We start from the raw sequence: 24,392 nt of genomic DNA, 5'->3' as shown, positions 1-24,392 counted from the left end.
TGACGTTTCGACGGATTGCCCGGCACATGACCCGAAAATTGAGCAGGCGACCATGATCACCTTCACGCTGAACGGCCAAAAAGCCACCTTCGATGGCGATCCTGACACGCCGCTGCTCTGGGTCATTCGCGACACGGCGAAGCTGACCGGCACCAAATATGGCTGCGGCATCGCTCAGTGCGGGGCCTGCACCGTCCATGTCGACGGCACGACCCGCCGCTCCTGCATCACCCCGATCTCCACCCTCGACGGCTCCAGCGTCACCACCATCGAGGGCGTCGATGGCCCCGAGGCCCAGGCCGTGCAGACAGCCTGGCGGGCAATCGACGTGCCGCAATGCGGCTATTGCCAGTCCGGCCAGATCATGTCGGCGATCTCGCTCCTGCAATACACACCGAAGCCGAGCGACGACGACATCGACGGCGCGATGGCCGGCAACATCTGCCGCTGCGCGACCTACCAACGCATCCGCCAGGCGATCCACGACGCCGCCAAGACGCTGGAGGGCTGACCCCTATGGACATCGCCACCATCCGCCCGAGCCGCCGCGCCTTTCTAGCCGGCACCGGCCTCGTCATCGGCGTCACCCTGTTGGCGCCTAATGCCCGTGCCGCCCTCATCCAGGGCGCCAAAGAGGGCGCCGAAGGCCAGCAGGCCGATCTCAACGCCTTTGTCCGGGTCGCCCCCGACAACACGGTGACGGTGCTCTCCAAGCATATCGAATTCGGTCAGGGTCCTTATACCGGCCTCACCACGCTTGTCGCCGAGGAGCTTGACGCCGACTGGTCGCAGATGCGGGTTGCCGCCGCGCCAGCCAATCAGGAGCTCTACAAAAACCTCGCCTTCGGCCTGCAGGGCACTGGTGGCTCGACCTCGATCGCCAATTCCTACGGGCAGATGCGCAAGGCTGGCGCCACCGCCAAGGCGATGCTCGTCGCGGCCGCCGCCAAGGATTGGAACGTTTCGGCCGACGAGATCACCGTCGTCAAGGGTCGCATCCGGCACGAAAAATCCGGCAAGGAATCGGGCTTCGGCGCCTTTGCCGACAAGGCTGCCAAGACCGAGCCGCCGAAGGACGTCGCCCTGAAGGACCCGAAGAATTTCACCCTGATCGGCCAGGATCGCCACAAGCTCGACACCGACGACAAGACCGACGGCAAGGCGGTCTTCACCCTCGACGTTCTCGCCGACGACATGCTGATCGCGATGGTCGCCCATGCCGACCACTTCGGCGCGACGGTCAAAGCCGTCGACGACAGCGCCGCACGGGCGATCAAGGGCGTCGTCGACGTCAAGCCGATCCCGCAGGGCGTCGCGGTCTTCGCCGAAGACACGTTCACCGCCCTCAAGGCCCGCGCCGCGCTGAAGATCGACTGGGACCTCTCCAAGGCCGAGACCCGCTCCAGCCAGCAGATCGTCGATGATTATCGCGCCGAGATGAAGGGGAAGGGCCTCAAAGCCGCCAACAAGGGCGATGTCGATGGTGCTCTGGCATCGGAGGGCATCACCTCGCTCGACACCGAGATTGTCTTCCCCTTCCTCGCCCACGCACCGATGGAGCCTCTCGACGCGGTGCTGATCCGCGCCGCCGACGGCTCGATCGACTGCTATAATGGCTCACAGTTTCCCGGCCAGGACCAGAAAGCGATCGCCGACATTTGCGGCGTCGATCCATCGAAGGTGCGCATCAACATGCAGCTGGCCGGCGGCTCCTTCGGCCGCAGGGCGCAGTTCGGCTCGCCCTATATGCGCGAGGCGGCCGCAGCCTTCAAAGCCTCGGGCATGACCCGCCCGGTCAAACATATGTGGACCCGCGAGGACGACATTCGCGGCGGCTTCTACCGGCCAATCTACGTCCACTCGATCAAGGGGGCGGTCGACAAGACCGGCGCCATCGTCGGCTGGGACCAGAAGATCGCCGGCCAATCGATCATGGGCAAGGACGAGCTCGACGAGACCACCGTCGAGGGCGCCTCGGACATGCCCTATGCGATCGACAATCTGCGGGTCGTCGCCTACCAGACCAAGCTCGGCGTGCCGGTACTCTGGTGGCGCTCGGTCGGCCACACCCACACCGCCTTCGCGGTCGAAACCTTCCTCGACCGGCTGCTCGAGCGGGCCGGCAAGGATCCGGTCGAGGGCCGGCTGGCACTGCTCAAGGATTCGCCGCGCCATCTCGGCGTCTTGAAGAAAGTCGCGGAAATGGCCGACTGGGGCCATGCCGCCCTGCCCGACGGCCACCAGCGCGGCGTTGCCGTGCACAAGAGCTTCAACACCTATGTCGCAGAAATCGTCGAGGCCTCGCTCGACGACACCGGTCTGCCCAAGGTGCAGAAGGTCTGGTGCGCGGTGGATTGCGGCGTCGCGGTCAACCCGAACATCATCAAGGCGCAGATGGAAGGCGGCATCGGCTACGGCCTCGGCGCCATTCTCTTCGACGCGATCGACCTGACCGACGGCGGCGCGGTGGTGCAGTCGAACTTCAATGACTACCGGTCTCTGCGCATCACCGAAATGCCCCATGTCGAGGTCGCGATCATCCCGTCGAGCGAGGCGCCGACCGGCGTCGGCGAGCCGGGCGTACCCCCGATCGGCCCCGCGGTCGCCAATGCCTGGCGCCGACTGACCGGGCGCCCGGTCCAGCGCTTGCCGCTATCACGCGACCTCGTCGCGTGATGTCGCATTTGATCCGGCCATTCGGCTTCGCAAAGACAAGATCAGGGACACGGATGCTGCACCTCCACCGGCCGTCCAAGGCACTCGTCATCGCCCTTGGCGTCGCGCTTTCGCTCGCCGCCACCGCCGTCGCACAGAACCGTGCACCCGAGGCACCCGCCCCCTCGCGGCCGGCGGTCGCGCCGAAGAAGGCCAGCGAGGACATCAAGCTGAAGAGCGCCTCGGACTTCGACAACATCAAGGACGAAAAAGAGCGCTCGATCGCGATCTTCGAGGAGACCGGCAAGGTGCTCCTCAATCCGCGCTGCGTGAACTGTCACCCGGCCGGCGACCGCCCCTTGCAGGGCCTCGACATGCATCCGCACCAGCCACCGGTCGAACGTGGACAGGCCAATTTCGGCGTGCCGGGCATGATGTGCAACACCTGCCATGGGCCGAACAACGTCAAGGTGATTGCCCAGAGCGACGACATCAAGTCGATCCCCGGCAATCCGAACTGGCATCTGGCGCCGATCGAGATGGCCTGGCAGGGCCGCACGCTTGGCGAGATCTGCCGGCAGATCAAGGACAAGGACCGTAACGGCGGCAAGACGCTCGCCGACCTCGTCGACCACATGGCCCATGACGATTTGGTCGGCTGGGCCTGGCATCCGGGCGCCGGACGCAAGCCGGTTCCCGGCACTCAGAAACAGTTCGGCGAACTCTATAAGGCCTGGGCCGCCACCGGAGCGCATTGCCCCGACAGCTGACGCTTATCCTTCGACCAGCCTGCGGGCCTGCTCGATCCAGCGCTCGTTGGTGATCCGGCCCGGAAAGCCAAGTTCCTGCTCGACCCAGATCACTTCATGGGGCGCGAGCGCGGCGATCTGATCGAAATGGTAGATGCCGCGATCAAACAGCAGCGTCTCGATCGCCGGACCGATCCCCTGGATCCGGGTGAGGTCGTCCGGATTGCCATGGCGAGGGCCGGCAAAACCCTCGGGCGCGCTGACGCCAATCGGTGGCGCATCGTCGCCGGATGGGTTGGCGCCACCATTCAGCGCGATGGTCTCGACGGTCGCCCGCGCACCCGCTGTTTGAAATGCGCCGACGCCCGGCGCCACCGTTTTATTGGCCGCCGCATCGGAATCGACCCAATCGGCCTTGTCGAGAATACCGTCCGGCTCGATTCGCGAATTCGCCTTCGCCGTTTGCGGCTTGGGCGTCAGATGCCGATAGTCGAGCGTGCGGAAATCATTGTCGAACTTTGCCGCCTTGTGCTTTTCGGCCAAGGGGTCCGGCGGCAGCTTGCGCTCTTTTTTCGCCGGCGTCGGGCCGTCGGGATTGGAAAAAGCGAGCTTGGCGCGCCGCTCGGCATGCACCGTCTTCGGCCGCTCGGTCTGGCGCGGCGCCGGCTGATCGCACGGGGGAGCGAGCGTCGGCGTCATATCCACCGCCCGCGCGTCACTCTTGCCGCGCACCACCTCAACCGAGACCATGCTGCCGCCAAAGGTCGCAAACTGCGCCGGCTGAACCGGCACCGCGGGCGGCAATCGCTTGTCCTGCGTCGGCGGCACCCAGCTCGCGTGATCGCGCTTGCGCCGCTGCCGGCTGCGCTCGCGGGCGGCCTCATCCTTTGAGAGCTGCGAATAGTCAAGGGTGCGGAAATCCCGATCGAACGCGCCCGCCTTGTGCTTTTCCTCCAGTGGATCGGTCTGCGGGCGGATGGGCTCCGCCTGCAGACCGCCCTTCAGACGCTCATGGCATTCCCGCGATGCAGCGACAGGATGGTCGGCGTCATAGTCGTCCGCCGCATCGGAACTCGCCTTGTCTTTTTCCATAATCGGTGCCCCGCTGGTTGCGTGCTGCGCCCCTGATGTTTTGTCCGATGCAGCGCGGCCGAAAGGCGCCTGGGTGGCCGTGCTGGGATGATCGACAAGGGCCGCGGGTTCTGCTGCGTCGGACGACGCGGGTTGCGGCGATGACGACTTTGCCGAGCGGAACGGGCCGCCGGACAGGCGCGATCGGCGCAAAAGCGCGGCAAGCGCCGCCGCGCCCGCGACGAGGATCAAGATCCGTTCTGGTTTCGACCACACCACTTCCTCCGCCGGGTCGGACCGCACATCCAGAAAGCTAGGCGCGGATTGCCCCTACGACAACCGCCGCGTGGACGAAAAGCTCCTTGATCACATGATCGCGCGATTCACACGAACTCGTTCGCGATACGGTGGAGAATGCTGTGCCGGCGCGCCAGCGCGTCGATGTCGCGCAAATAGCCCCCGCCGATCACCGCCGCGACCGGAATGCCGCGCTCGCGGAAAAAGCCGAAGACCTGCCGGTCACGCTCGCAAAGGCCGGCATCCGTCAGCGCCAGCCGGCCGAGCCGATCGTCGCGATGCGGATCGACGCCGGCATTGTAGAAGACGAGGTCCGGCCGCGCGGCGTCGAAAGCGGCCGGGAGCGCAGTCCGCAAGGCGTCGAGATAGCCGTCGTCGCCGGTGCCGTCGGCGAGCCCGACATCCATGTCGGAGCGGGCTTTTTCACTCGGATAGTTGCGCTCGGCATGGATCGAAAGGGTGAAGACGCGCGGTTCGTCGGCGAAGATTCTCGCCGTCCCGTCCCCTTGATGGACATCGCAGTCGACGACGAGGATCCGGTCGACATCCCCGTCGGCGATGACCACCGAAGCCGCCACCGCGACATCGTTGAAGACCGAAAAGCCTGCGCCGGCCGCGCGGTGAGCGTGATGGCTGCCGCCGGCGGTGTTGCAGGCGAGCCCTTCGGCAAGCGCAAGGCGCGCGGCGAGTACCGTCCCGCCGGTCGCGCAGCGGGACCGCATCGCCACCCGCTCGTCGACCGCAAAGCCGATCGCCTTCTCGACCTCGGCGAGCACTGCCGCAAACAGCACCTGATCGACATAGCGCGGATCATGGGCAAGCCGCAGCCAGCCCGGCAGAGCCGGCGCCGGAACGTGAAAGCCCACCGCCCCGACGACGCCGTCCTCGATCAGGATTTCGGCGAGACGGGTGAATTTCGACATGGGAAAGCGATGATGGGCATCGAAATTCGCGTCGAAGGCAGGATGGTGAATGATCGGCACAGCCATTATGCGTCGTAGCTAGGGGACGTTTAGATCGATTCGATCCCCCAAAGAGGTGAACCGCCAGCCGAACTGGCACTCGCTCGGGAGGTGATGACGTGCGGCCAGACGGAGCCCTGCATCCGGCGCCGGCCATGACGGTCACGCATCGCCGTGTCTTTGCGATCACCCTACCGATGACGCTGGCTTATCTGACGACGCCGCTGCTCGGGATGACCGACATCGCCGTCGTCGGCCGGATTGGCGACGCCGAAACGCTCGGTGGCCTGGTGGTCGGCGCGCTGATCTTCGATTTCGTCTTTGCCGTCTGCAATTTCCTGCGCGCCGGGACGACCGGGCTCACCGCCCAGGCGCTCGGCGCAGGTGATACCCGCAAGATCGAAGCGGTTTTTTTGCGCGCGGCGCTGCTCGCCTTGGTGATCGGCGGGCTGCTGATTCTTGCCGAGCCATTGGTCATGATGCTCGGCCTGGCGGCGATCGCGCCCGGACCCACGGTCGGCGAGGCCGCGGCGACCTATGTCTTCGTGCGGATGTTCTCCGCCCCCTTCGCGCTGGCGAATTACGCAATCCTCGGCTCGGTTCTCGGGCGTGGGCGCAGCCGCCTCGCCCTTGGCCTGCAGATCATCGTCAACGGCACCAATATCGTCCTGTCGATCGTCTTCGGTCTCATGCTGCAAGGCGGAATCGCCGGTGTCGCGCTCGGCACGGTTTGCGGTGAGGCGGCAGGCTGCCTCGCCGGGCTGATGGTGCTCGCCCGCGGGTTGTCCGGCGCCCGGTGCCCGACACTCACCGAAATTCTCGACAGGACCGGCTTTCTTCAGATGCTCGGCGTCAATCGCGACATCATGATCCGCTCGTTCTGCCTGCTCGCCGGCTTCGCGCTGTTCACCCGGCTCGGGGCCGGCTTCGGTCCGGTGACGCTGGCCGCCAACGGCCTGCTGATGACCATCTTCATGACCGGCTCTTACTTCCTCGACGGCCTGGCGACCGCCGCCGAGCAGCTTGCAGGGCAGGCTCTCGGCGCCCGTCGGCGGTCAGCTTTCGATCAAACGGTCAGGCTGACCAGCGGCTGGGGCTTGGTGGTCGGGCTCCTTGTCGGTCTCACCACGCTTTTCGGCGGCACCATTCTGATCGACCTTCTCACCACCGATCTCCAAGTGCGCATGGAGGCGAGACGCTTCCTGCCCTTTGCTGCGGCGACACCGCTGGTCGGCGCCCTCGCCTTCGTCATGGACGGGCTATTCATCGGCGCCACCTGGTCGGGCGCGATGCGCGATATGATGATCCTTTCCCTCGCAGTCTTCATCCTGGCCGGCTACGGGCTGACGCCGCTTGCCGGTAATCAGGGCCTCTGGCTCGCCTTCGAGATTTTTCTGGCCCTGCGGGGCGGTGCTCTTGCCGCCATGCTGCCACGGCAACGCGACCGCGCCTTCACCGGAAGCACCTGAACCGTCGCTCACAGCTTTTGCGAATCGCAAGGCATGCCCCACCGTCCGCCCCAAGGCTTCGCTTGGAAGCTGCGAAGTCGCGCAGACCCAAAGTTTCGTTTGTTGCGCTTTTCTTTCGCTTTCCGCATGATCCGGCAAAAAGCCGGGAAGGAACCGCCATGCTCTCAGAGCGCCAGCTCCAGATCCTGGAGAGCGCCAAACGCTCGGGACGGGTGCTCGTCGACGAACTTGCCGCCCGCTTCGAGGTCTCGGTGCAAACCATTCGCAAGGACCTGAACGAGCTTTGCGACGCGCGCTTGCTGACCCGCATCCATGGCGGCGCGATCTTGTCCTCCGGCGTCGAGAATGTCGGCTACGACGCCCGGCGGGTGATCGCGGCGGACGAAAAGACCGCCATCGGCCGCGCCGTCGCCGACATCGTCCCCAATCAGGCGTCGCTGTTCATCAATATCGGCACCACCACGGAGGCGGTGGCGCACCAGCTGCTGCGCCATTCGGACCTGATGGTGATCACCAACAACATCAACGTCGCCACCGCCATGCGCCCTTACCCGGAAGTCGAGGTCGTGATCGCCGGCGGCGTCGTGCGCCGCTCCGATGGCGGCATCGTCGGCGAAGCAGCCGTCGACTTCATCCGCCAGTTCAAGGTCGATTTCGCCGTGATCGGTGTCTCCGCCATCGATCCCGACGGCTCGCTGCTCGACTTCGACTATCGCGAGGTGCGGGTCGCGCAAGCAATCATGGGCAACGCTCGCCATGTCATCCTGGCCGCCGATTCGTCGAAATTCGACCGCAGCGCACCGGTGCGGATCGGCCATCTCGAACAGGTTCAGACCTTCGTGACCGATTGCGCGCCGCCGACCATCCGCGAAATCTGCAAAGCTGCCGAGGTGCGCCTGATCGAGGCCCATCCCGAACCCGCAAACGGCCATCGCGAGGCATCCGCATCAGCCTCTCGCGACGACAGCAGATGACGAAATCGTAACGTTTCGGACGATTTCGTTTGACGTTCGATTCGCTTTCGGATTAGACTCCCAAACGTTCGCAATCGCAACTTTTATGCTGCAAGTGCGAAGTGGGAGGCCATGAAGAATTACGACATTTTCGTCATCGGCGGGGGCATCAACGGCTGTGGTATCGCGCGCGATGCAGCCGGGCGTGGCTATACCGTCGGTCTTGCCGAAATGAACGATCTGGCCTCCGGCACCTCGTCCTGGTCGACGAAGCTGATCCATGGCGGTTTGCGTTATCTTGAACATTACGAGTTCAAGCTGGTGCGCCACGCGCTGATGGAGCGTGAGGTGCTCTGGCGGATCGCCCCGCACATCATCCGCCCCTTGCGCTTCATCCTGCCACATCATTCCGGGCTGCGGCCGAAATGGCTGCTGCGGCTCGGCCTGTTTCTTTACGATCATATCGGGGGACGCAAGCAGCTGAAGGCGACCGACAAGGTCGATCTGTCCGGCCCTCTCGGCGAGCCCTTGAAAAACGAATTCAAGATCGGCTTCGAATATTCCGACGCCCGCGTCGACGATGCCCGTCTGGTGGTTCTCAACGCCCGCTCGGCCAAGGATAAGGGCGCCGACATCATGGTGCGCACCAAACTCGCCGCCGCTCGGCGGGAGAACGGGCTGTGGCATCTGACCCTGCGCGACACGGTGAGCGGCGAGGAAACCGCGGCGACGGCGCGCTTCCTGGTCAACACCGGCGGACCGTGGGTTGATCTCATCCTGCGCGGGGCGATCGGCCGCAACGAGGCCCGGCACATCCGCCTCGTCCAGGGCTCACATATCGTCACCAAGCAGCTTTACGCCCACGATCGCGCTTATATCTTCCAGAATTCCGACGGCCGGATCATCTTCACCATCCCCTACGAAGGCGAATTCACCCTCGTCGGCACCACCGATCAGGACTATCAGGGCGATCCCGGCGCGGTGGCGATCACCGACGGCGAGATCGACTATCTGCTGGCCTCGGCCAGCGAATATTTCAAGTCACCGGTGACGCGGGACGACATCGTCTGGACCTTCTCCGGCGTGCGGCCGCTATTCGACGACGGCGCCTCCAAGGCGCAGGAAGCCACCCGCGACTACGTCTTGCGCGTCGAGGGCGGCAACGGCGAGCCAGGACTCTTGAACTGCTTCGGCGGCAAGATCACCACCTACCGGGTGCTCGCCGAAGACGCGATGAAGCAGATCGAAGAGGTGATCGGCAAGAAAGGCCAGCCCTGGAGCAGCACGGCGGCGCTGCCCGGCGGCGACTTCCCGGTCGACGGCGTCGCCGACCTCGAAGCCGGCCTCGCCCGCAACGCGCCGCAGCTTGAGGCCGCGACCATCCGCCGGCTAGTACGGGCCTATGGCACCGATGCTGCAAGCTTCGTCGGCGCCGACACGATGGGCAAGCATCTCGGCCACGGTCTTTACGCCGCCGAGGTCGACTTTTTGATCGAGAAGGAGTGGGCGGTGAGCGCCGAGGACGTTTTGTGGCGTCGCTCCAAGCTCGGCTTGCGCTTTTCGCCGGAAGAGACCGCAGGACTGGCGAAATACATGGATATGGCGACCGCCGGAAAGAAAGCCGCCGCCTGAAACAGGCGCGGCGAAGGTATCCAAGGTGTTCTGGCGAGTCGTTCTGGGAGGAACTTGTGCTCGAATTGATCAATGTGAGCCGCAAGGTCGGCGGCGAAGACCACATCATCGACGTCTCGCTGGCCCTCGATCGCGGCTCGCTGAACGTTTTGCTCGGCCCGACGCTCGCCGGCAAGACGAGCCTGATGCGGCTGATGGCCGGGCTCGACGCGCCAACCGCCGGCAAAGTCGTGATGGACGGCAAGGACGTGACCGGCGTGCCGGTGCGCAAGCGCAACGTCGCCATGGTCTACCAGCAGTTCATCAACTATCCGACCCTGACGGTCTATGAGAACATCGCCTCGCCGATGCGCATCGCCGGCCGCCCGAAGGACGAGATCGATCGCGAGGTACGCAAGGCGGCCGATCTGTTGCAGATGACGCCCTATCTTGACCGCACACCGCTGAACCTGTCCGGCGGCCAGCAGCAGCGCACGGCGCTTGCCCGCGCCCTCGTCAAGAATGCCGAGCTGGTCCTGCTCGACGAACCGCTCGCCAATCTGGACTACAAACTGCGCGAGGAACTGCGCGAGGAGCTGCCGAAGATCTTCGCTGCGACCGGCGCGATCTTCGTCTACGCGACCACCGAGCCGCATGAGGCGCTGCTTCTCGGCGGCTCGACCGCGACCCTGTCGAAGGGCCGCGTCACCCAGTTCGGCGAGACCACCGCGGTCTATCGCCGACCCGACGACCTGATCACCGCCACCACCTTCTCCGATCCGCCGCTCAACGTTCTGACCGTGACCAAGCGCGGCGGACGCTTTTCCGGCCCCGGTAATGTCGATTTCGCCGTGAGCTCCCGTCATGCCGATCTCGCCGACGGCCCCTACCGGATCGGGGTGCGCGCCCATCGCCTCGCCTTTGGCGGTCCCCATGCGGCCGGCTTCGACGTCAGCGTCGCCCTGACCGAGGTGACGGGCTCAGAGACCTTTATCCACGCCGAACTCGCCGGCCGACCGCTGGTGGCGCTCATTCACGGCATCAAACGGGTGGAGACCGGCGACACCGTCCATCTGTCCTTCGATCCCGCCGACATTCTCGTCTTTGGCGAGGATGGCCGGGCGGTCAGCGCATCCGCCGCGATCGCGGCCTGAGGAGACGACGCTTCATGGCTCGCATCCGCCTCGACCATATTCGCCACGCCTACACGCCTGAGTTGGCCAAAGCCGACAATTATGCCCTTCGCGAGGTCGACACGACCTTCGCCGATGGCGGCGCCTACGCGCTTCTTGGGCCTTCTGGCTGTGGCAAGACCACCCTGCTCAACATCATCTCCGGGCTGCTCACCCCCTCGAACGGGCATGTCCGCTTCGACGACACCGACGTGACCATGCTGACGCCGGAAGCGCGCAACATCGCCCAGGTGTTCCAGTTTCCGGTGATCTACGACACCATGACGGTGCGCGAGAACCTCGCCTTCCCGCTGAAGAACCGCAAGGTGCCGGCCGACGAGATCCAGCGCCGCGTCGCCGACATGCTGCGCCGGATCGGCCTCGAAAAGAAGGCCGATCGCAAGGCGCGGGGGCTGACCGCCGACGAAAAGCAGAAGATCTCGCTCGGCCGCGGCCTGGTGCGCTCCGACGTCAACGCCATCCTCTTCGACGAGCCGCTGACGGTCATCGACCCGCATATGAAATGGCAGCTGCGCTCGGAGCTGAAGCAGCTCCACCGCGAATTCCAGATGACCATGGTCTACGTCACCCACGACCAGACCGAGGCGCTGACCTTCGCCGATAAGGTGGTGGTCATGTATGCCGGAGAGGTGGTGCAGATCGGCACGCCGGAAGAGCTGTTCGAGCGGCCGCAACACACCTTCGTCGGCTATTTCATCGGCTCGCCCGGCATGAACCTGTTGCCCTGCGCGCTCGAAGGCGGTGCCGCCGTCGTCTCGGGCCAGCGCATCGCGCTTCCCGCGAGCATCGGACCCGTCGCAGCCGGCAAAACGACGGAACTCGGCATCCGGCCGGAATTCGTCTCGCTGGTGCCGCGTGGCCAAGGCATTCCGGTGCAGATCGACAAGGTCGAGGACATCGGCTCCGAGCGCATCGTGCGGGCTCGGCTCGGCGACACTCGTCTGAGCGCCGTCCTCGACGAAGACCGCGAGATCCCGGCCGAGGCCGACGTCGCCTTCACCCAAGAGCAGCTCAATCTCTACGCCGATTCCTGGCTCGTGGCACGGCGCTGAGGGGGACCGACACCATGGAAAAGACCTGGAACAACAAGGCCTGGTTCTTCGTGCTGCCGGTGCTTCTGCTGGTCGCCTTCTCGGCCGTCATCCCGCTGATGACCGTCGTCAACTATTCGGTTCAGGACACCTTCGGAAACAACCAGTTCTTCTGGAACGGCACCGAGTGGTTCAAGGAAATCCTGACCTCCGAGCGCTTCCACGACTCGCTGATCCGCAACCTGATCTTCTCCGGCCTGATCCTGGCGATCGAGATTCCGCTCGGCATCATCGTCGCGCTGGCGATGCCGAAGAAAGGCTTCTGGGTCTCGGTCTGCCTGGTCCTGATGGCGCTGCCGCTGCTCATTCCCTGGAACGTCGTCGGCACCATCTGGCAGGTCTTCGGCCGCACCGACATCGGCCTCCTTGGCTACACCGTCGACGCTCTCGGCATCGACTACAACTATGTCGCCGATCCCTTCGCGGCCTGGGTGACCGTGATTGTCATGGACGTCTGGCACTGGACGAGCCTCGTCGTGCTGTTGTGCTATGCCGGCCTCGTCTCGATCCCGGACGCCTATTACCAGGCCGCCAAGATCGATGGCGCCTCGCGCTGGGCGGTGTTCCGCTACATCCAGCTGCCGAAAATGGGCCGCGTGCTTCTGATCGCCGTGCTGTTGCGCTTCATGGACTCGTTCATGATCTACACCGAGCCCTTCGTCGTCACCGGCGGCGGCCCGGGCAATTCGACGACCTTCCTGTCGATCGATCTCGTCAAGCTCGCCATCGGCCAGTTCAATCTCGGCGAAGCAGCCGCGATGAGCCTCGTCTACTTCCTGATCATCCTGGCGCTCTCCTGGGTCTTCTACACCGTGATGACCAATGCCGGGACCGACAAGCCCGTCAAGGAGATCTCCGAATGAGCGACCACGTGAGCATGGCGGCAGGCGGCCTGCCGGGCGAGAGCCGCTCCGAAACAGCGTTCCGGGCGCGCGAACGAGTAAAATCCGGACATTTCCGCGCAAAAGCGCTGATCCCGATCCTTTACATCCTGTTCCTGCTGGTGCCGATCTACTGGCTGGTCAATATGAGCTTCAAGACGAATGGCGAGATCGTCTCGACGATGACGCTGTTCCCGCACAATCCGACGCTGAAAAACTACGCCACCATCTTCACCGACCCGTCCTGGTACATGGGTTACGTGAATTCGATGATCTATGTCGTGATGAACATGGTGATCTCGGTGGCGGCGGCGCTACCGGCGGCCTATGCCTTCTCGCGCTATCGGTTCCTCGGCGACAAGCACCTGTTCTTCTGGCTGCTCACCAACCGCATGGCGCCGCCGGCGGTGTTCGCCCTGCCGTTTTTCCAGCTCTATTCCGCCTTCGGCCTGATCGACACCCATATCGCGGTGGCGCTCGCCCACTGCCTGTTCAACGTACCGCTGGCGGTGTGGATTCTCGAGGGCTTCATGTCGGGCGTGCCGAAGGAAATCGACGAAACCGCCTATATCGACGGCTATTCCTTCCCGAAATTCTTCTTCAAGATCTTCATGCCGCTGATCGCGTCGGGCATCGGCGTCGCCGCCTTCTTCTGCTTCATGTTCTCCTGGGTCGAGCTCTTGCTCGCCCGCACCCTGACGGTGACCGACGCCAAGCCGATCGCCGCGATCATGACGCGCACGGTCTCGGCCGCCGGCATCGACTGGGGCCTGCTCGCCGCCGCCGGCGTGTTGACCATCATCCCCGGCGCCATCGTCATCTGGTTCGTGCGCAACTACATCGCCAAGGGCTTCGCCCTGGGACGGGTGTGATGGGGGAAGTGGCGTTTCAGGTTGCCGCCGCCGATAAGCCGCAAGCGGTCTTCCCATTCCCTCATCGTGAGGTGCGAGCGACGCGAGCCTCGAAGGGCGAGGGAATGGCCGCACCGCGGCAAAGCTCAAGCTTACCTCTGCGGCGGCGCGATCAAATGGGCGCGGCGCGAGAGCTGCGGCAGTCGCGTATAGGTCATCGCAATCAGCGCCGCTTTCTTGCGACGACCCCACCCCTTGATCAGCTTTTCGCCCTTCAGATTGACCGCCTCATTCGTGGGCGTTCCTCATCGATGGATTTCGCGCCGATGCGCGATGCGGACGACACAAGTGCCGTCGACCAAATCAAAGATCGCGCGCCAGTCGCCGTGACGAAGCTGAAAACCCTGCCGACCGCTCAGTTTTACGACGTCACCGTGTCCCGTCCGGGCGTAACGCACGCGCTTCTCGACGATCTTTGTCTGATCCGCCTGCGGCATCGCTTTCAGACCATGACGGGCTGCGGGCGCAAATCGGATTTTCATACGCTTTTCCGTCTCCGATCCCAGAAAAAATACGCTGGAACGGATGACACGACAACTGAGGTGGCCGCATGATCGATCTTTCCTGGATGGCCTGGACCTGGCCGACCGCCATCTTCTTCATCGCCATTTTTGCCCTGCTCGCGCTGATGGGCGCTTGGGAATACGTCGCGCCCGGCGGTCATCCGCGGGTCGGCATCCTGCGCTTTGAGACGACCCGCGGCGACCGGCTGTTCGTCTCGCTGCTCGGCTCGGCCTTCATCTGCCTCGGCTGGCTGTGGTCGACCGATCTCACGCTCTGGTACGCGTTGATCGTTTGCGCCGTCTTCTTCCTTCTCGTCTTCCGCTTCGTCTGAGCGGCAAGCCGCCATGCGATCCGGGCCGCCGCCGGTCGGCTCGGATCTCCAAAAGGATCGACCGGCATTTTGTAACGGGAGGATACCTCATGAAGCGCAGTCTCTGGGTCACGAGCGCGACGATCGCGATCGCGATCGCCACCAGCCCGGCTTTCGCCGGAATGGACGAGGCCAAGCAGTTCCTGGATCAGGAAATCAACGGCATGTCGACACTGTCGCGCGCCGACCAGGAAAAGGAGATGCAGTGGTTCGTCGACGCCGCCAAACCCTTTCAGGGCATGGAAATCCGCGTCGTGTCGGAATCGCTGACGACCCACGCCTACGAGTCGAAGACACTGGCCCCTTGGTTCACGAAGATCACCGGCATCAAAGTCGTCCATGACGTCATTCAGGAAGGCGACGTCGTCGAAAAGATCCAGACCCAGATGCAGACGGGTCAAAATCTCTACGATGCTTACGTCAACGACTCCGATTTCATCGGCACCCACTGGCGCTATGGCCAGGTCCGCAGCCTGACCGACTGGATGAAGAACGAAGGCAAGGACGTCACCGATCCGATGCTGGATCTCGACGACTTCATTGGCCTGTCCTTCACCACCGGCCCCGACGGTAAGCTCTATCAGCTGCCCGATCAGCAGTTCGCCAATCTCTACTGGTTCCGCTACGACTGGTTCAACGACCCGAAGATCAAGGCCGAATTCAAAGAGAAATACGGCTACGATCTCGGTGTTCCGGTCAATTGGTCAGCCTATCAGGACATCGCCGAATTCTTCACCGGCCGCGATATCGACGGCAAAAAAGTCTATGGCAACATGGACTACGGCAAGAAGGATCCCTCGCTCGGCTGGCGCTTTACCGACGCCTGGCTGTCGATGGCCGGCGAAGGCGACAAGGGTCTGCCGAACGGCAAGCCGGTCGACGAGTGGGGCATTCGCGTCAACGACAAGGACCAGCCGACCGGCTCCTGCGTCGATCGCGGCGGCGGCACCAACGGCCCGGCCGCCGTCTATGCGGTCACCAAATATCTCGACTGGTTGAAGAACTACGCTCCGCCGGAGGCTCAGGGCATGACCTTCTCCGAGGCCGGCCCGGTTCCGGCCCAGGGCAATATCGCCCAGCAGGCCTTCTGGTACACCGCCTTCACCGCCGACATGGCCAAGCCCGGCCTGCCGGTCGTCAACGAGGACGGCACGCCGAAATGGCGCGTCGCGCCCTCGCCGCACGGTGCGTACTGGCATGAGGGCCAGAAGCTCGGCTATCAGGACGTCGGATCCTGGACGCTGATGAAGTCGACCCCGGAGAAGCGGGCCAAGGCCGCCTGGCTCTACGCCCAGTTCGTCGTCTCCAAGACCGTCGACGTGAAGAAGAGCCAGACCGGCCTGACCTTCATCCGCAACTCGACGATCCGCGACAAGAGCTTCACCGAGCGGGCGCCGAAGCTCGGCGGCCTGATCGAGTTCTACCGCTCGCCGGCCCGTGTCCAGTGGACCCCGACCGGCACCAACGTGCCGGACTATCCGAAGCTGGCGCAGCTGTGGTGGCAAAATATCGGTGACGCCGCGTCCGGCGCCAAGACCCCGCAGGAGGCGATGGATTCGCTCTGCGCCGACCAGGAAAAGGTCCTCTCGCGTCTCGAGCGGGCCGGCATCCAGGGCGACAAGGGTCCGAAGCTGAACGAAAAGCACGACATGCAGTACTGGGTCGACCTCGCCAAGAAGGAGGGGAACCTCGCGCCGCAGCCTAAGCTCGAAAACGAGAAGCCGAAGCCGATCACCGTCAACTATGACGAGTTGGTGAAGAGCTGGGCCGACGCCGAAGCCAACAAGGGTGGAGGCGATGCCTCGGGCGCGATGAAGTCGGATGCGGTGTCCGGCAGCGACGCCAAGAGCGAAAGCAAGTAAACCGCTTGCCAGAAATCGAAAGCCGGGGTCCGCCCCGGCTTTCGATCATCCTTCTTTCAAGCCCGGGAAGACATCCAATGTCCGGCTACGTCCTCGCCATCGACCAGGGAACCACATCGACGCGGGCGATCGTCTTCGATGACGGCTTTCGCATCAAGGGCGTCGCGCAGCAGGAATTCCCCCAGCATTTCCCCCGCTCCGGCTGGGTCGAGCACGCACCGGACGACATCTGGAATTCGGTGGTCGAAACGGTGCGCGGGGCGATCGCCGACGCCTCGATCACGGCGGCGGACATTGCCGCGATCGGCATCACCAATCAGCGCGAGACCGTCGTCGTCTGGGACCGTGAAACCGGCAAGTCGATCCACAACGCCATCGTCTGGCAGGACCGGCGCACCGCCGAATTCTGCCGCAAGCTCGTTTCCGACGGCGCCGAGCCGATGATCACCGAAAAGACCGGACTGATCGTCGATCCCTATTTCTCCGGCACCAAGATCGCCTGGCTGCTCGACCATGTCGAGGGCGCGCGGGCGAAAGCCGAGGCCGGCACACTCGCCTTCGGCACCGTCGACTCCTTCCTGCTGTTCAAGCTGACCGGCGGCAAAATCCATGCCACCGACGCCACCAATGCCAGCCGCACCATGCTGTTCGACATCTCGGCCAACGACTGGGACGAAGAGCTGTTGAGGCTGTTGAAGGTGCCCCGTGCGATCATGCCGGACGTGAAGGATTGCGACGGCGATTTCGGCCTCACCGATGCGGCTCTGTTCGGCGCGGCGATCCCGCTGCTCGGCGTTGCCGGTGATCAGCACGCAGCGACCCTCGGCCAGGCCTGTTTCGAACCCGGCATGCTGAAATCGACCTATGGCACCGGCTGTTTTGCGGTGCTGAACACCGGCCAGGAGCGCGTCGCCTCGCGCAACCGTCTGCTGACCACCATCGCCTATCGCCTCGCCGGACAGACCTCCTTTGCCCTCGAAGGCTCGATCTTCATTGCCGGCGCGGCGGTGCAATGGCTGCGCGACGGCCTGAAGATCATCGACAAGGCCGAGGTCACCGGGCCGATGGCGGCCAAGGCCGATCCGGAACAGGACGTCTATCTGGTGCCCGCCTTCACCGGTCTTGGCGCGCCCTGGTGGGACGCCGAGGCGCGCGGCGCGATCTTCGGCCTCACCCGCAAGACCGGTCCCGAAGAATTCGCCAAGGCTGCGCTGGAAGCCGTCTGCTACCAGACCGCCGACCTCCTCAACGCCATGAAGAAGGACTGGCCGGGTGCGGCCGATACCGTCCTGCGCGTCGATGGCGGCATGGTCGCCTCGAACTACACCATGCAGTGCCTGGCCGACCTGTTGAATGCGCCGGTCGACCGTCCGGTGGTGTTGGAGACGACGGCGCTCGGCGCCGCCTGGCTCGCCGGGCAGAAGGCCGGGGTCTGGCCGGACCAGGCCGGTTTTGCCGCCCGCTGGCGGCTGGAGCGCCAGTTCAGCCCGCAAATGGACGCCGTCACGCGCGGCCGCAAGCTCACCGGCTGGGCCGAGGCGGTCAAGCGCACGCTGACGCAATGAGACCGGCGCGGCCGCCGGATGAAAGGCGGGACCGCTCGTCACCGTCCGGCCGTTTCATCAGCCGACATTGCCATCGCAGCCCGGCATGCGGCCACCTTCCAGCCATTTTTGTCGATGACGCGGCCGCGGCGCCAATACCGATCGCGCCGCTCGCCCGTCTCCCCGCCCCGCGCGCAAACCGATTTCATGGTGCGCCATCTGATCCCATGCGATCGTGACGCGCCCACGACGGGGCTCAGCCAGACCTGGACATAGTCCCTCGCGCCTTTCCAGGCACCTGTCGCGATCGACGCAAGCGCCAGCAAAAAAGGCGGGCAAACGAATCGAGATGCCTTTTACCTTTCCGTAAATGACAGCGCATGTCATGCTCGCCGAAGGTCATCTGGGAGGAACCGAAATGTCGAAAATTTCAGCCTTTTTCGCCGGCGCCTTGCTCGCGGCAAGCGTCAGCACCGCCGGTGCCGCCTCCGCGCCGATCGTCGGCAACTGGCGCACGGCCAGCGGCGAGACGGCTGCGATCGTGGCCTGCGGCAAAGGCGTCTATTGCGTCACCCTCGTCACCGGCCAGCACAAGGGCCAGCGGATCGGCGTGATGAGCGGGTCGGGCGCGAATTATGCCGGCAAGGTCACCGACCCGAACAATGGCAAGACCTATGAGGGCACGGCGGCGGTTAACGGCAACGCGCTGAAGCTGACGGGCTGCGCCTTGAAGATCTTTTGCAAATCGCAGCGCTGGTCGCGAAAATAACGGCCGGGTGCGCCGCTTTTAAAGCCTGATCGCGGCGCGCGCACCTCCCATGGCGTCGGCGAAGCCCTATGCAAGGCCGACGGCTAGCATTTCCCGCCATGATCCGTTATATGCCGGCCAGCGTCTGTGGCCTCGACGGCCGGACGCGAACCACGGCCCGCGCTGGACGACATCCCGGCAAAGGGCGTCTCGACCCCAAATAACAACAGAAAGGGTATCGCGATGTCGATCACCGCTGAGCGCAAGGCTGCGCTGCTGAAGGAATATGCGACGAAGGACGGCGACACGGGTTCGCCGGAAGTGCAGGTCGCGGTCCTGACCGAACGGATCAACAACCTGACCGAACACTTCAAGTCCCATAAAAAGGACAATCACTCCCGCCGCGGCCTTTTGAAAATGGTTTCGCAGCGCCGGCGCCTTCTCGACTATCTGAAGTCGCGTGAGGAAAGCCGCTACCAGACGCTGATCGAGCGTCTTAGCCTGCGCCGCTAAACAACGTCTGGCGGGCCTTTGGACGAAGATCCAAAGGCCCGCCAGTTTAAAAAATGCGATCCCGCCTGATGCGGCGATCGCTTAAGCCCTGAAGCCGCGCCTGAAGCGCGTGCGGCTTTGGACCCGCAAACGGTCATGGGGCAGGATTGCCGGATGCTTCGCGAGGGCTCGATGGGGCCTGATACGCCCGACGCCCGCTCGTGTGCGGTGCCGCCCGAAGCCTCTCGCCGTCTTGCCCATGGCGCGTTTTTAAAAACGACACCTGTTGTTCCGTGTGGACCGCCTTGAAGGCGAGGAAGCGGAGCGAGAAAGGCAAGCAACGCATGTTCAGCACCCATAAGGTGGAAATCGATTGGGCGGGCCGTCCGCTCACCCTTGAAACCGGCAAGATCGCCCGTCAGGCCGATGGCGCCGTTCTCGCCAGCTACGGCGAGACCACGGTGCTCGCCACCGTCGTTTCGGAGAAGCAGCCCAAGGCCGGCTTCGACTTCTTCCCGCTGACGGTCAATTATCAGGAAAAGACCTTCGCGGCCGGCAAGATCCCCGGCGGCTTCTTCAAGCGCGAGGGCCGGCCGAGCGAGAAGGAGACCCTGGTCTCCCGTCTGATCGACCGTCCGATCCGTCCGCTCTTCGCCGACGGCTACAAGAACGACACCCAGGTCGTCATCACCGTTCTCCAGCATGATCTCGAAAACGATCCGGACATCGTCGCGATGGTCGCCGCCTCGGCGGCGCTGACCCTGTCGGGCGTGCCCTTCATGGGCCCGATCGGCGCGGCGCGCGTCGGCTATATCGGCGGCGCCTACAAGCTGAACCCGCATGTCGACGAGATGGCCGAATCCGCTCTCGACCTGGTGGTTGCCGGCACCGACGCCGCCGTGCTGATGGTCGAGTCGGAAGCCTCCGAGCTGTCCGAAGACATCATGCTCGGTGCGGTCATGGCCGGCCACAAGGGCTTCCAGCCGGTGATCGACGCGATCATCAAGCTCGCCGAAGTTGCCGCGAAAGAGCCGCGTGAGCATGTCACGCCGGATCACTCCGAGCTCGAAGGCGAAATGCTGAAGCTCGCCGAGAGCGAGCTGCGGGACGCCTACAAGCTGACCGACAAGCAGCAGCGCTATGCCGCCGTCGACGCGGTCAAGGCCAAGGTCGTCGCTCACTTCCTGCCGGCAGATGCCGAAGAGACCAAATTCTCCAAGGAAGAGGTCGGCACGGTTTTCAAGTCGCTGCAGGCCAAAATCGTTCGCTGGAACATTCTCGACACCTCCTCGCGCATCGACGGCCGTGACCTGTCGACGGTCCGCCCGATCGTTTCGGAAGTCGGCGTTTTGCCGCGCACCCACGGTTCGGCGCTGTTCACCCGCGGCGAGACCCAGGCGCTGGTGGTTGCCACCCTCGGCACCGGCGAGGACGAGCAGTTCATCGACGCCCTGACTGGGACCTACAAGGAGAACTTCCTTCTCCACTATAACTTCCCGCCCTACAGCGTCGGCGAGACCGGCCGCATGGGCTCGCCCGGCCGCCGCGAAATCGGCCATGGCAAGCTCGCCTGGCGGGCGATCCACCCGATGCTGCCGGGTTCGGAGCAGTTCCCCTATACGCTGCGCGTCGTCTCCGAGATCACCGAGTCGAACGGCTCGTCCTCGATGGCGACCGTCTGTGGCACCTCGCTGGCGCTGATGGATGCCGGCGTGCCGCTGAAGGCCCCGGTGGCCGGCATCGCCATGGGTCTGATCAAGGAAGGCGAGCGTTTCGCTGTTCTGTCCGACATTCTCGGCGACGAGGATCACCTCGGCGACATGGACTTCAAGGTGGCGGGTACGGCCAACGGCATCACCTCGCTGCAGATGGACATCAAGATCGACGGCATCACCGAGGAGATCATGAAGATCGCCCTCGAGCAGGCCAAGGGCGGTCGCACCCACATTCTGGGTGAGATGGCCAAGGCCCTGTCCGAGAGCCGCGCCGAACTCGGCGAGTTCGCGCCGCGCATCGAGGTCATGCACATCCCGACCGACAAGATCCGCGACGTCATCGGCTCCGGCGGCAAGGTGATCCGCGAGATCGTCGAGAAGACCGGCGCCAAGATCAACATCGAAGACGACGGCACGGTCAAGATCGCCTCGGCCTCCGGCAAGGAGATCGAAGCGGCCAAGAAGTGGATCCACTCCATCGTCGCCGAGCCGGAAGTCGGCGAGATCTACGAAGGCACGGTGGTCAAGACCGTCGAATTCGGCGCTTTCGTGAACTTCTTCGGCTCGCGGGACGGCCTCGTCCACATCTCGCAGCTGGGCGCCGGCCGCGTCGCCAAGACGACCGACGTCGTCAAGGAAGGCGATAAGGTCTTCGTCAAGCTGATGGGCTTCGACGAGCGCGGCAAGGTTCGCCTGTCGATGAAGGTGGTCGACCAGACCACCGGCGAAGAGGTCAAGAAGGAAGACACGGAAGAGACGGCGTAAGACCTGCTCTCTAGCGGTTCATCCTCGACCGACGAACTCTGGGCCTGGGGCGGCAACGCTCCGGGCCCTTTGTGATCTCTGGGCTGCAAATCCTCCTGTCGTTCGCCGCGGCATGAAAGCCGCCGAGCGGGCAATCACACCCCCCATTTCTGCCTTGCGCGCCCGCTTTCGCTGCAGGGCAGCAACTGCTACATGCAGGGTCGCATTCCCGCGACACGCTATGCTTTTACGCATATTTTCAAAGGCTTTCTGAGTTCCATGGTCGATCTGTCACGCCTGCGCCGCGAAGCTGTCGAGGCGCCCGAGAGCGGCATTGTCGCCGTCGTCAATCACGCCCGGGGCAAGGATGGGATCATCCCGCTCTGGGCCGGCGAGGGTGACCTGCCGACGCCGCAATTCATCGCCAATGCGGCGGCAGAGAGCCTCAAGGCGGGCGAGACCTTCTACACCTGGCAGCGCGGCCTGCCGGAGCTGCGCGAGGCGCTGTCGGCCTATACCAGCCGGCTCTACGACCAGAATCTCGAGCCGGCGCGCTTCTTCGTCACCGGATCCGGCATGCATGCGATCCAGCTCTGCCTGATGGCGCTCGCCGGCGCCGGCGACGAGGTGGTCTATGTCGGCCCGGTCTGGCCGAATTTTGAGGCCGCCGCCGGCCTGATGGGCGCGAAGCGGCGTGAGGTGACCCTCGATTTCGAAGCCGGCCGCTGGCAGCTCGATCTCGACAAGCTGAAGGCCGCGATCACCCCGAAGACCCGCGTCCTTTTCGTCAACACGCCGTCGAACCCCACCGGCTGGACAGCCAGCAAAGCAACGCTGGCTGCGATCCTTGCGATCGCCCGTGAGGCCGGCGTGGTGATCATTGCCGACGAGATCTACAATCGCTTCTATTATGAAGGCGAGCGCGCGCCGTCCTTCCACGACGTTATAGCCTCCCACGACGCCATCATCTTCGTCAATTCCTTTTCCAAGAACTGGGCCATGACCGGCTGGCGCGTCGGCTGGATCGAGACCAGCCCGGCGCTCGGCCAGATGATCGAAAACCTGATCCAATATTCGAATTCCGGCGTCGCCCCGTTCATGCAACGGGGCGCGATCGCCGCGCTGGTGCGCGGCGAGGAGTTCGTCGAAAACCAGATCGCCCGGGCCGAGACGGCCCGTGACATCTTCTGCGACATCCTGACGGCGACCAATCGGGTCGAGCTGACGCCGCCGGACGGCGCCTTCTATGCCTTCTTCAAGGTCGACGGGATCAGCGACACGCGAACCGCCGCCTTTCGGATCGTCGACGAGGCGAAGGTCGCGATCGCACCGGGCACCGCCTTTGGGCCGCAGGGCGCGCCGTTCTTTCGCGCCTGCTTCCATCGCCGGCTGGACGAGGTCGAGCAGGCGGCCCATCGCCTGGCCGAATGGATCGGGTTCCAGGTGTGAGCTCAGCGGCAGGATTTTCGGCCAGGCGGCTGCGGGATCTGACGGTCACCATCGTCCTCGCCAGCCTCGGCGGGGTTCTCGCCAACGCTCTCGCACTGCCGGTTGCCTGGCTGATCGGCCCCGTGATCACCGTCAGCATCGCAAGCTTTGCCGGGATCGACACCCGACTGCCGACGCCGGTGCAGACCGCCGTCTTCTTCGTACTCGGCATCCAGGCTGGATCAGGCGTCTCGCCCGCCATCGCCCAGCAAATCGCCCTCTGGCCACTGTCCTTTGCCATCCAGCTCAGCGGCGTCGGTCTGACGATCATCCTGTGCTACGGCTTTTTGCGGCGGATCCTGAACTTCGATCATCCGAGCGCGCTGTTTGCCTCCTTGCCGGGCGCGCTCTCCTTCGTTGTCGCGGCGGCCTCGGAAACCAAGGGCGATCTCGGACAGATCATCGTCATCCAGAGCATCCGCCTGTTGATGCTGATCGGCGCGCTGGTGCCGCTGCTGGCGGCCCTTGAGGGAACCGGGCCGATGGGCGCGGCGGTCCGCGCCAGTCCAGACGGCAGTCTGTTCGATTTTCTATCGCTTTTCGCGCTGTGCGCCGTGCCGGCGATGCTCGCCTCGAAGCTGAAGCTGCCCGGCGGGATGATGCTCGGCGCCCTGATCGGCAGCGCCATTGTCCACGGCACCAATATCGCCATCGTGTCGCTGCCGGCCGAACTGGCGATCCCGAGCCTGATCCTTCTCGGCATCCTCGTCGGCTCGCGGCTGAACGGCATCGACGGCAAGGCGTTCTTGCGGCTGCTTTTGCCGGCCCTCAGCTGCTTCGCCCTCAGCCTCGTCGGCATGGGGCTGGCCGGCCTTGCCGCGGTAAAACTGGCCGGGCTGCCAGCGCCGAACGTCGCGCTCGCCTACGCGCCGGGCGCGCTTGAAGCGCTGACCGTCCTCGCCTTCCAGTTCAAGATCGATCCGGCCTATGTCGCCGCCCACCACGTGATCCGCTTCATCGCCATCGCCACCCTCGTGCCGTTTCTCGCCAGGCGGATCGCCCTCAAGGAAGCGCGCGCCGCATCGCTCAAAGAGGCCATGAACCCGCAAGACGGCTGATCCGGATCCATCGGGACAGCATCG

At 64.4% G+C, this 24,392-nt stretch carries 21 protein-coding genes; 19 read left to right on the top strand and 2 right to left on the bottom strand.

Going from position 1 to position 24,392, the window contains the following annotated elements; translation table 11 throughout:
* Positions 1 to 52: 52 nt before the first annotated feature.
* The 3 genes from J1C48_RS06335 to J1C48_RS06325 are packed head-to-tail and all read left to right on the top strand — an operon-like array spanning position 53 to position 3,425.
* Positions 53 to 511, top strand: a complete 459-nt coding sequence (locus tag J1C48_RS06335; protein ID WP_207256962.1) for a (2Fe-2S)-binding protein — start codon at positions 53 to 55, stop codon at positions 509 to 511.
* Positions 512 to 516: 5 nt separating this feature from the next.
* A complete protein-coding gene (locus J1C48_RS06330; RefSeq protein ID WP_207256961.1) occupies positions 517 to 2,676 on the top strand; it encodes a xanthine dehydrogenase family protein molybdopterin-binding subunit in 2,160 nt (719 codons plus the stop codon).
* A 53-nt stretch (positions 2,677 to 2,729) separates the two neighbouring features.
* A complete protein-coding gene (locus tag J1C48_RS06325; protein WP_207256960.1) occupies positions 2,730 to 3,425 on the top strand; it encodes an Isoquinoline 1-oxidoreductase subunit in 696 nt (231 codons plus the stop codon).
* 3 nt (positions 3,426 to 3,428) lie between these two features.
* Here the strand turns inward: J1C48_RS06325 and J1C48_RS06320 are convergent, their stop codons facing one another.
* Positions 3,429 to 4,496, bottom strand: coding sequence for a hypothetical protein (locus J1C48_RS06320; protein ID WP_207256959.1), 1,068 nt, complete (start codon positions 4,494 to 4,496; stop codon positions 3,429 to 3,431).
* Positions 4,497 to 4,858: 362 nt separating this feature from the next.
* On the bottom strand, positions 4,859 to 5,761 hold the full coding sequence (locus J1C48_RS06315; RefSeq protein ID WP_207256958.1) for a histone deacetylase family protein: 903 nt from the start codon (positions 5,759 to 5,761) through the stop codon (positions 4,859 to 4,861).
* A gap of 128 nt (positions 5,762 to 5,889) precedes the next feature.
* On the opposite strand from J1C48_RS06315, the gene J1C48_RS06310 reads away from it, so the two are divergent.
* From J1C48_RS06310 to J1C48_RS06235, 16 genes are all read left to right on the top strand, one after another.
* Entirely contained in the window at positions 5,890 to 7,203 is a 1,314-nt protein-coding gene (locus tag J1C48_RS06310) for an MATE family efflux transporter (RefSeq protein WP_207256957.1), read from the top strand.
* A gap of 158 nt (positions 7,204 to 7,361) precedes the next feature.
* The gene (locus tag J1C48_RS06305) at positions 7,362 to 8,177 is read left to right on the top strand and encodes a DeoR/GlpR family DNA-binding transcription regulator (protein ID WP_207256956.1); all 816 of its coding nucleotides are present in this window, start codon (positions 7,362 to 7,364) and stop codon (positions 8,175 to 8,177) included.
* A 111-nt stretch (positions 8,178 to 8,288) separates the two neighbouring features.
* Positions 8,289 to 9,788 carry a glycerol-3-phosphate dehydrogenase gene (glpD, locus tag J1C48_RS06300; protein WP_207256955.1) on the top strand — a complete coding sequence of 500 codons (1,500 nt, stop codon included), beginning with the start codon at positions 8,289 to 8,291 and terminating at the stop codon, positions 9,786 to 9,788.
* Positions 9,789 to 9,844: 56 nt separating this feature from the next.
* On the top strand, positions 9,845 to 10,921 hold the full coding sequence (locus J1C48_RS06295; protein WP_207256954.1) for an ATP-binding cassette domain-containing protein: 1,077 nt from the start codon (positions 9,845 to 9,847) through the stop codon (positions 10,919 to 10,921).
* Positions 10,922 to 10,935: 14 nt separating this feature from the next.
* Positions 10,936 to 12,012, top strand: a complete 1,077-nt coding sequence (locus J1C48_RS06290; protein ID WP_207256953.1) for an ABC transporter ATP-binding protein — start codon at positions 10,936 to 10,938, stop codon at positions 12,010 to 12,012.
* A gap of 14 nt (positions 12,013 to 12,026) precedes the next feature.
* Positions 12,027 to 12,914, top strand: a complete 888-nt coding sequence (locus tag J1C48_RS06285; protein ID WP_207256952.1) for a carbohydrate ABC transporter permease — start codon at positions 12,027 to 12,029, stop codon at positions 12,912 to 12,914.
* Positions 12,911 to 13,804 carry a carbohydrate ABC transporter permease gene (locus J1C48_RS06280; RefSeq protein WP_210345337.1) on the top strand — a complete coding sequence of 298 codons (894 nt, stop codon included), beginning with the start codon at positions 12,911 to 12,913 and terminating at the stop codon, positions 13,802 to 13,804. The genes J1C48_RS06285 and J1C48_RS06280 overlap by 4 nt, the downstream gene beginning before the upstream one ends.
* Positions 13,804 to 14,397 (top strand): hypothetical protein, encoded by a 594-nt coding sequence (locus J1C48_RS06275; RefSeq protein ID WP_207256951.1) that lies wholly within the window; start codon positions 13,804 to 13,806, stop codon positions 14,395 to 14,397. The genes J1C48_RS06280 and J1C48_RS06275 overlap by 1 nt, the downstream gene beginning before the upstream one ends.
* Positions 14,394 to 14,678, top strand: coding sequence for a DUF2160 domain-containing protein (locus J1C48_RS06270; RefSeq protein WP_207256950.1), 285 nt, complete (start codon positions 14,394 to 14,396; stop codon positions 14,676 to 14,678). Before J1C48_RS06275 ends, J1C48_RS06270 begins: the two co-directional genes overlap by 4 nt.
* A gap of 89 nt (positions 14,679 to 14,767) precedes the next feature.
* A complete protein-coding gene (locus J1C48_RS06265; protein ID WP_207256949.1) occupies positions 14,768 to 16,579 on the top strand; it encodes an ABC transporter substrate-binding protein in 1,812 nt (603 codons plus the stop codon).
* 77 nt (positions 16,580 to 16,656) lie between these two features.
* Positions 16,657 to 18,144, top strand: a complete 1,488-nt coding sequence (glpK, locus tag J1C48_RS06260) for a glycerol kinase GlpK (protein ID WP_207256948.1) — start codon at positions 16,657 to 16,659, stop codon at positions 18,142 to 18,144.
* A gap of 397 nt (positions 18,145 to 18,541) precedes the next feature.
* A complete protein-coding gene (locus tag J1C48_RS06255) occupies positions 18,542 to 18,892 on the top strand; it encodes a DUF2147 domain-containing protein (protein ID WP_207256947.1) in 351 nt (116 codons plus the stop codon).
* Between the two features lie 222 nt (positions 18,893 to 19,114).
* Complete coding sequence (gene rpsO / locus J1C48_RS06250; protein WP_207256946.1) at positions 19,115 to 19,384, top strand: 30S ribosomal protein S15; 270 nt, start codon at positions 19,115 to 19,117, stop codon at positions 19,382 to 19,384.
* 323 nt (positions 19,385 to 19,707) lie between these two features.
* The gene (pnp, locus tag J1C48_RS06245) at positions 19,708 to 21,843 is read left to right on the top strand and encodes a polyribonucleotide nucleotidyltransferase (protein WP_207256945.1); all 2,136 of its coding nucleotides are present in this window, start codon (positions 19,708 to 19,710) and stop codon (positions 21,841 to 21,843) included.
* Between the two features lie 258 nt (positions 21,844 to 22,101).
* Positions 22,102 to 23,271 carry a pyridoxal phosphate-dependent aminotransferase gene (locus tag J1C48_RS06240; protein ID WP_207256944.1) on the top strand — a complete coding sequence of 390 codons (1,170 nt, stop codon included), beginning with the start codon at positions 22,102 to 22,104 and terminating at the stop codon, positions 23,269 to 23,271.
* Positions 23,268 to 24,368 (top strand): AbrB family transcriptional regulator, encoded by a 1,101-nt coding sequence (locus J1C48_RS06235; protein ID WP_231081646.1) that lies wholly within the window; start codon positions 23,268 to 23,270, stop codon positions 24,366 to 24,368. Before J1C48_RS06240 ends, J1C48_RS06235 begins: the two co-directional genes overlap by 4 nt.
* Positions 24,369 to 24,392: the final 24 nt, after the last annotated feature.

This window comes from Jiella flava (assembly GCF_017349315.1).
Taxonomy (GTDB): domain Bacteria; phylum Pseudomonadota; class Alphaproteobacteria; order Rhizobiales; family Rhizobiaceae; genus Jiella; species Jiella flava.
Note: the sequence above shows the minus strand (reverse complement) of the source record. Positions and strands in the feature narration are given on the sequence as shown.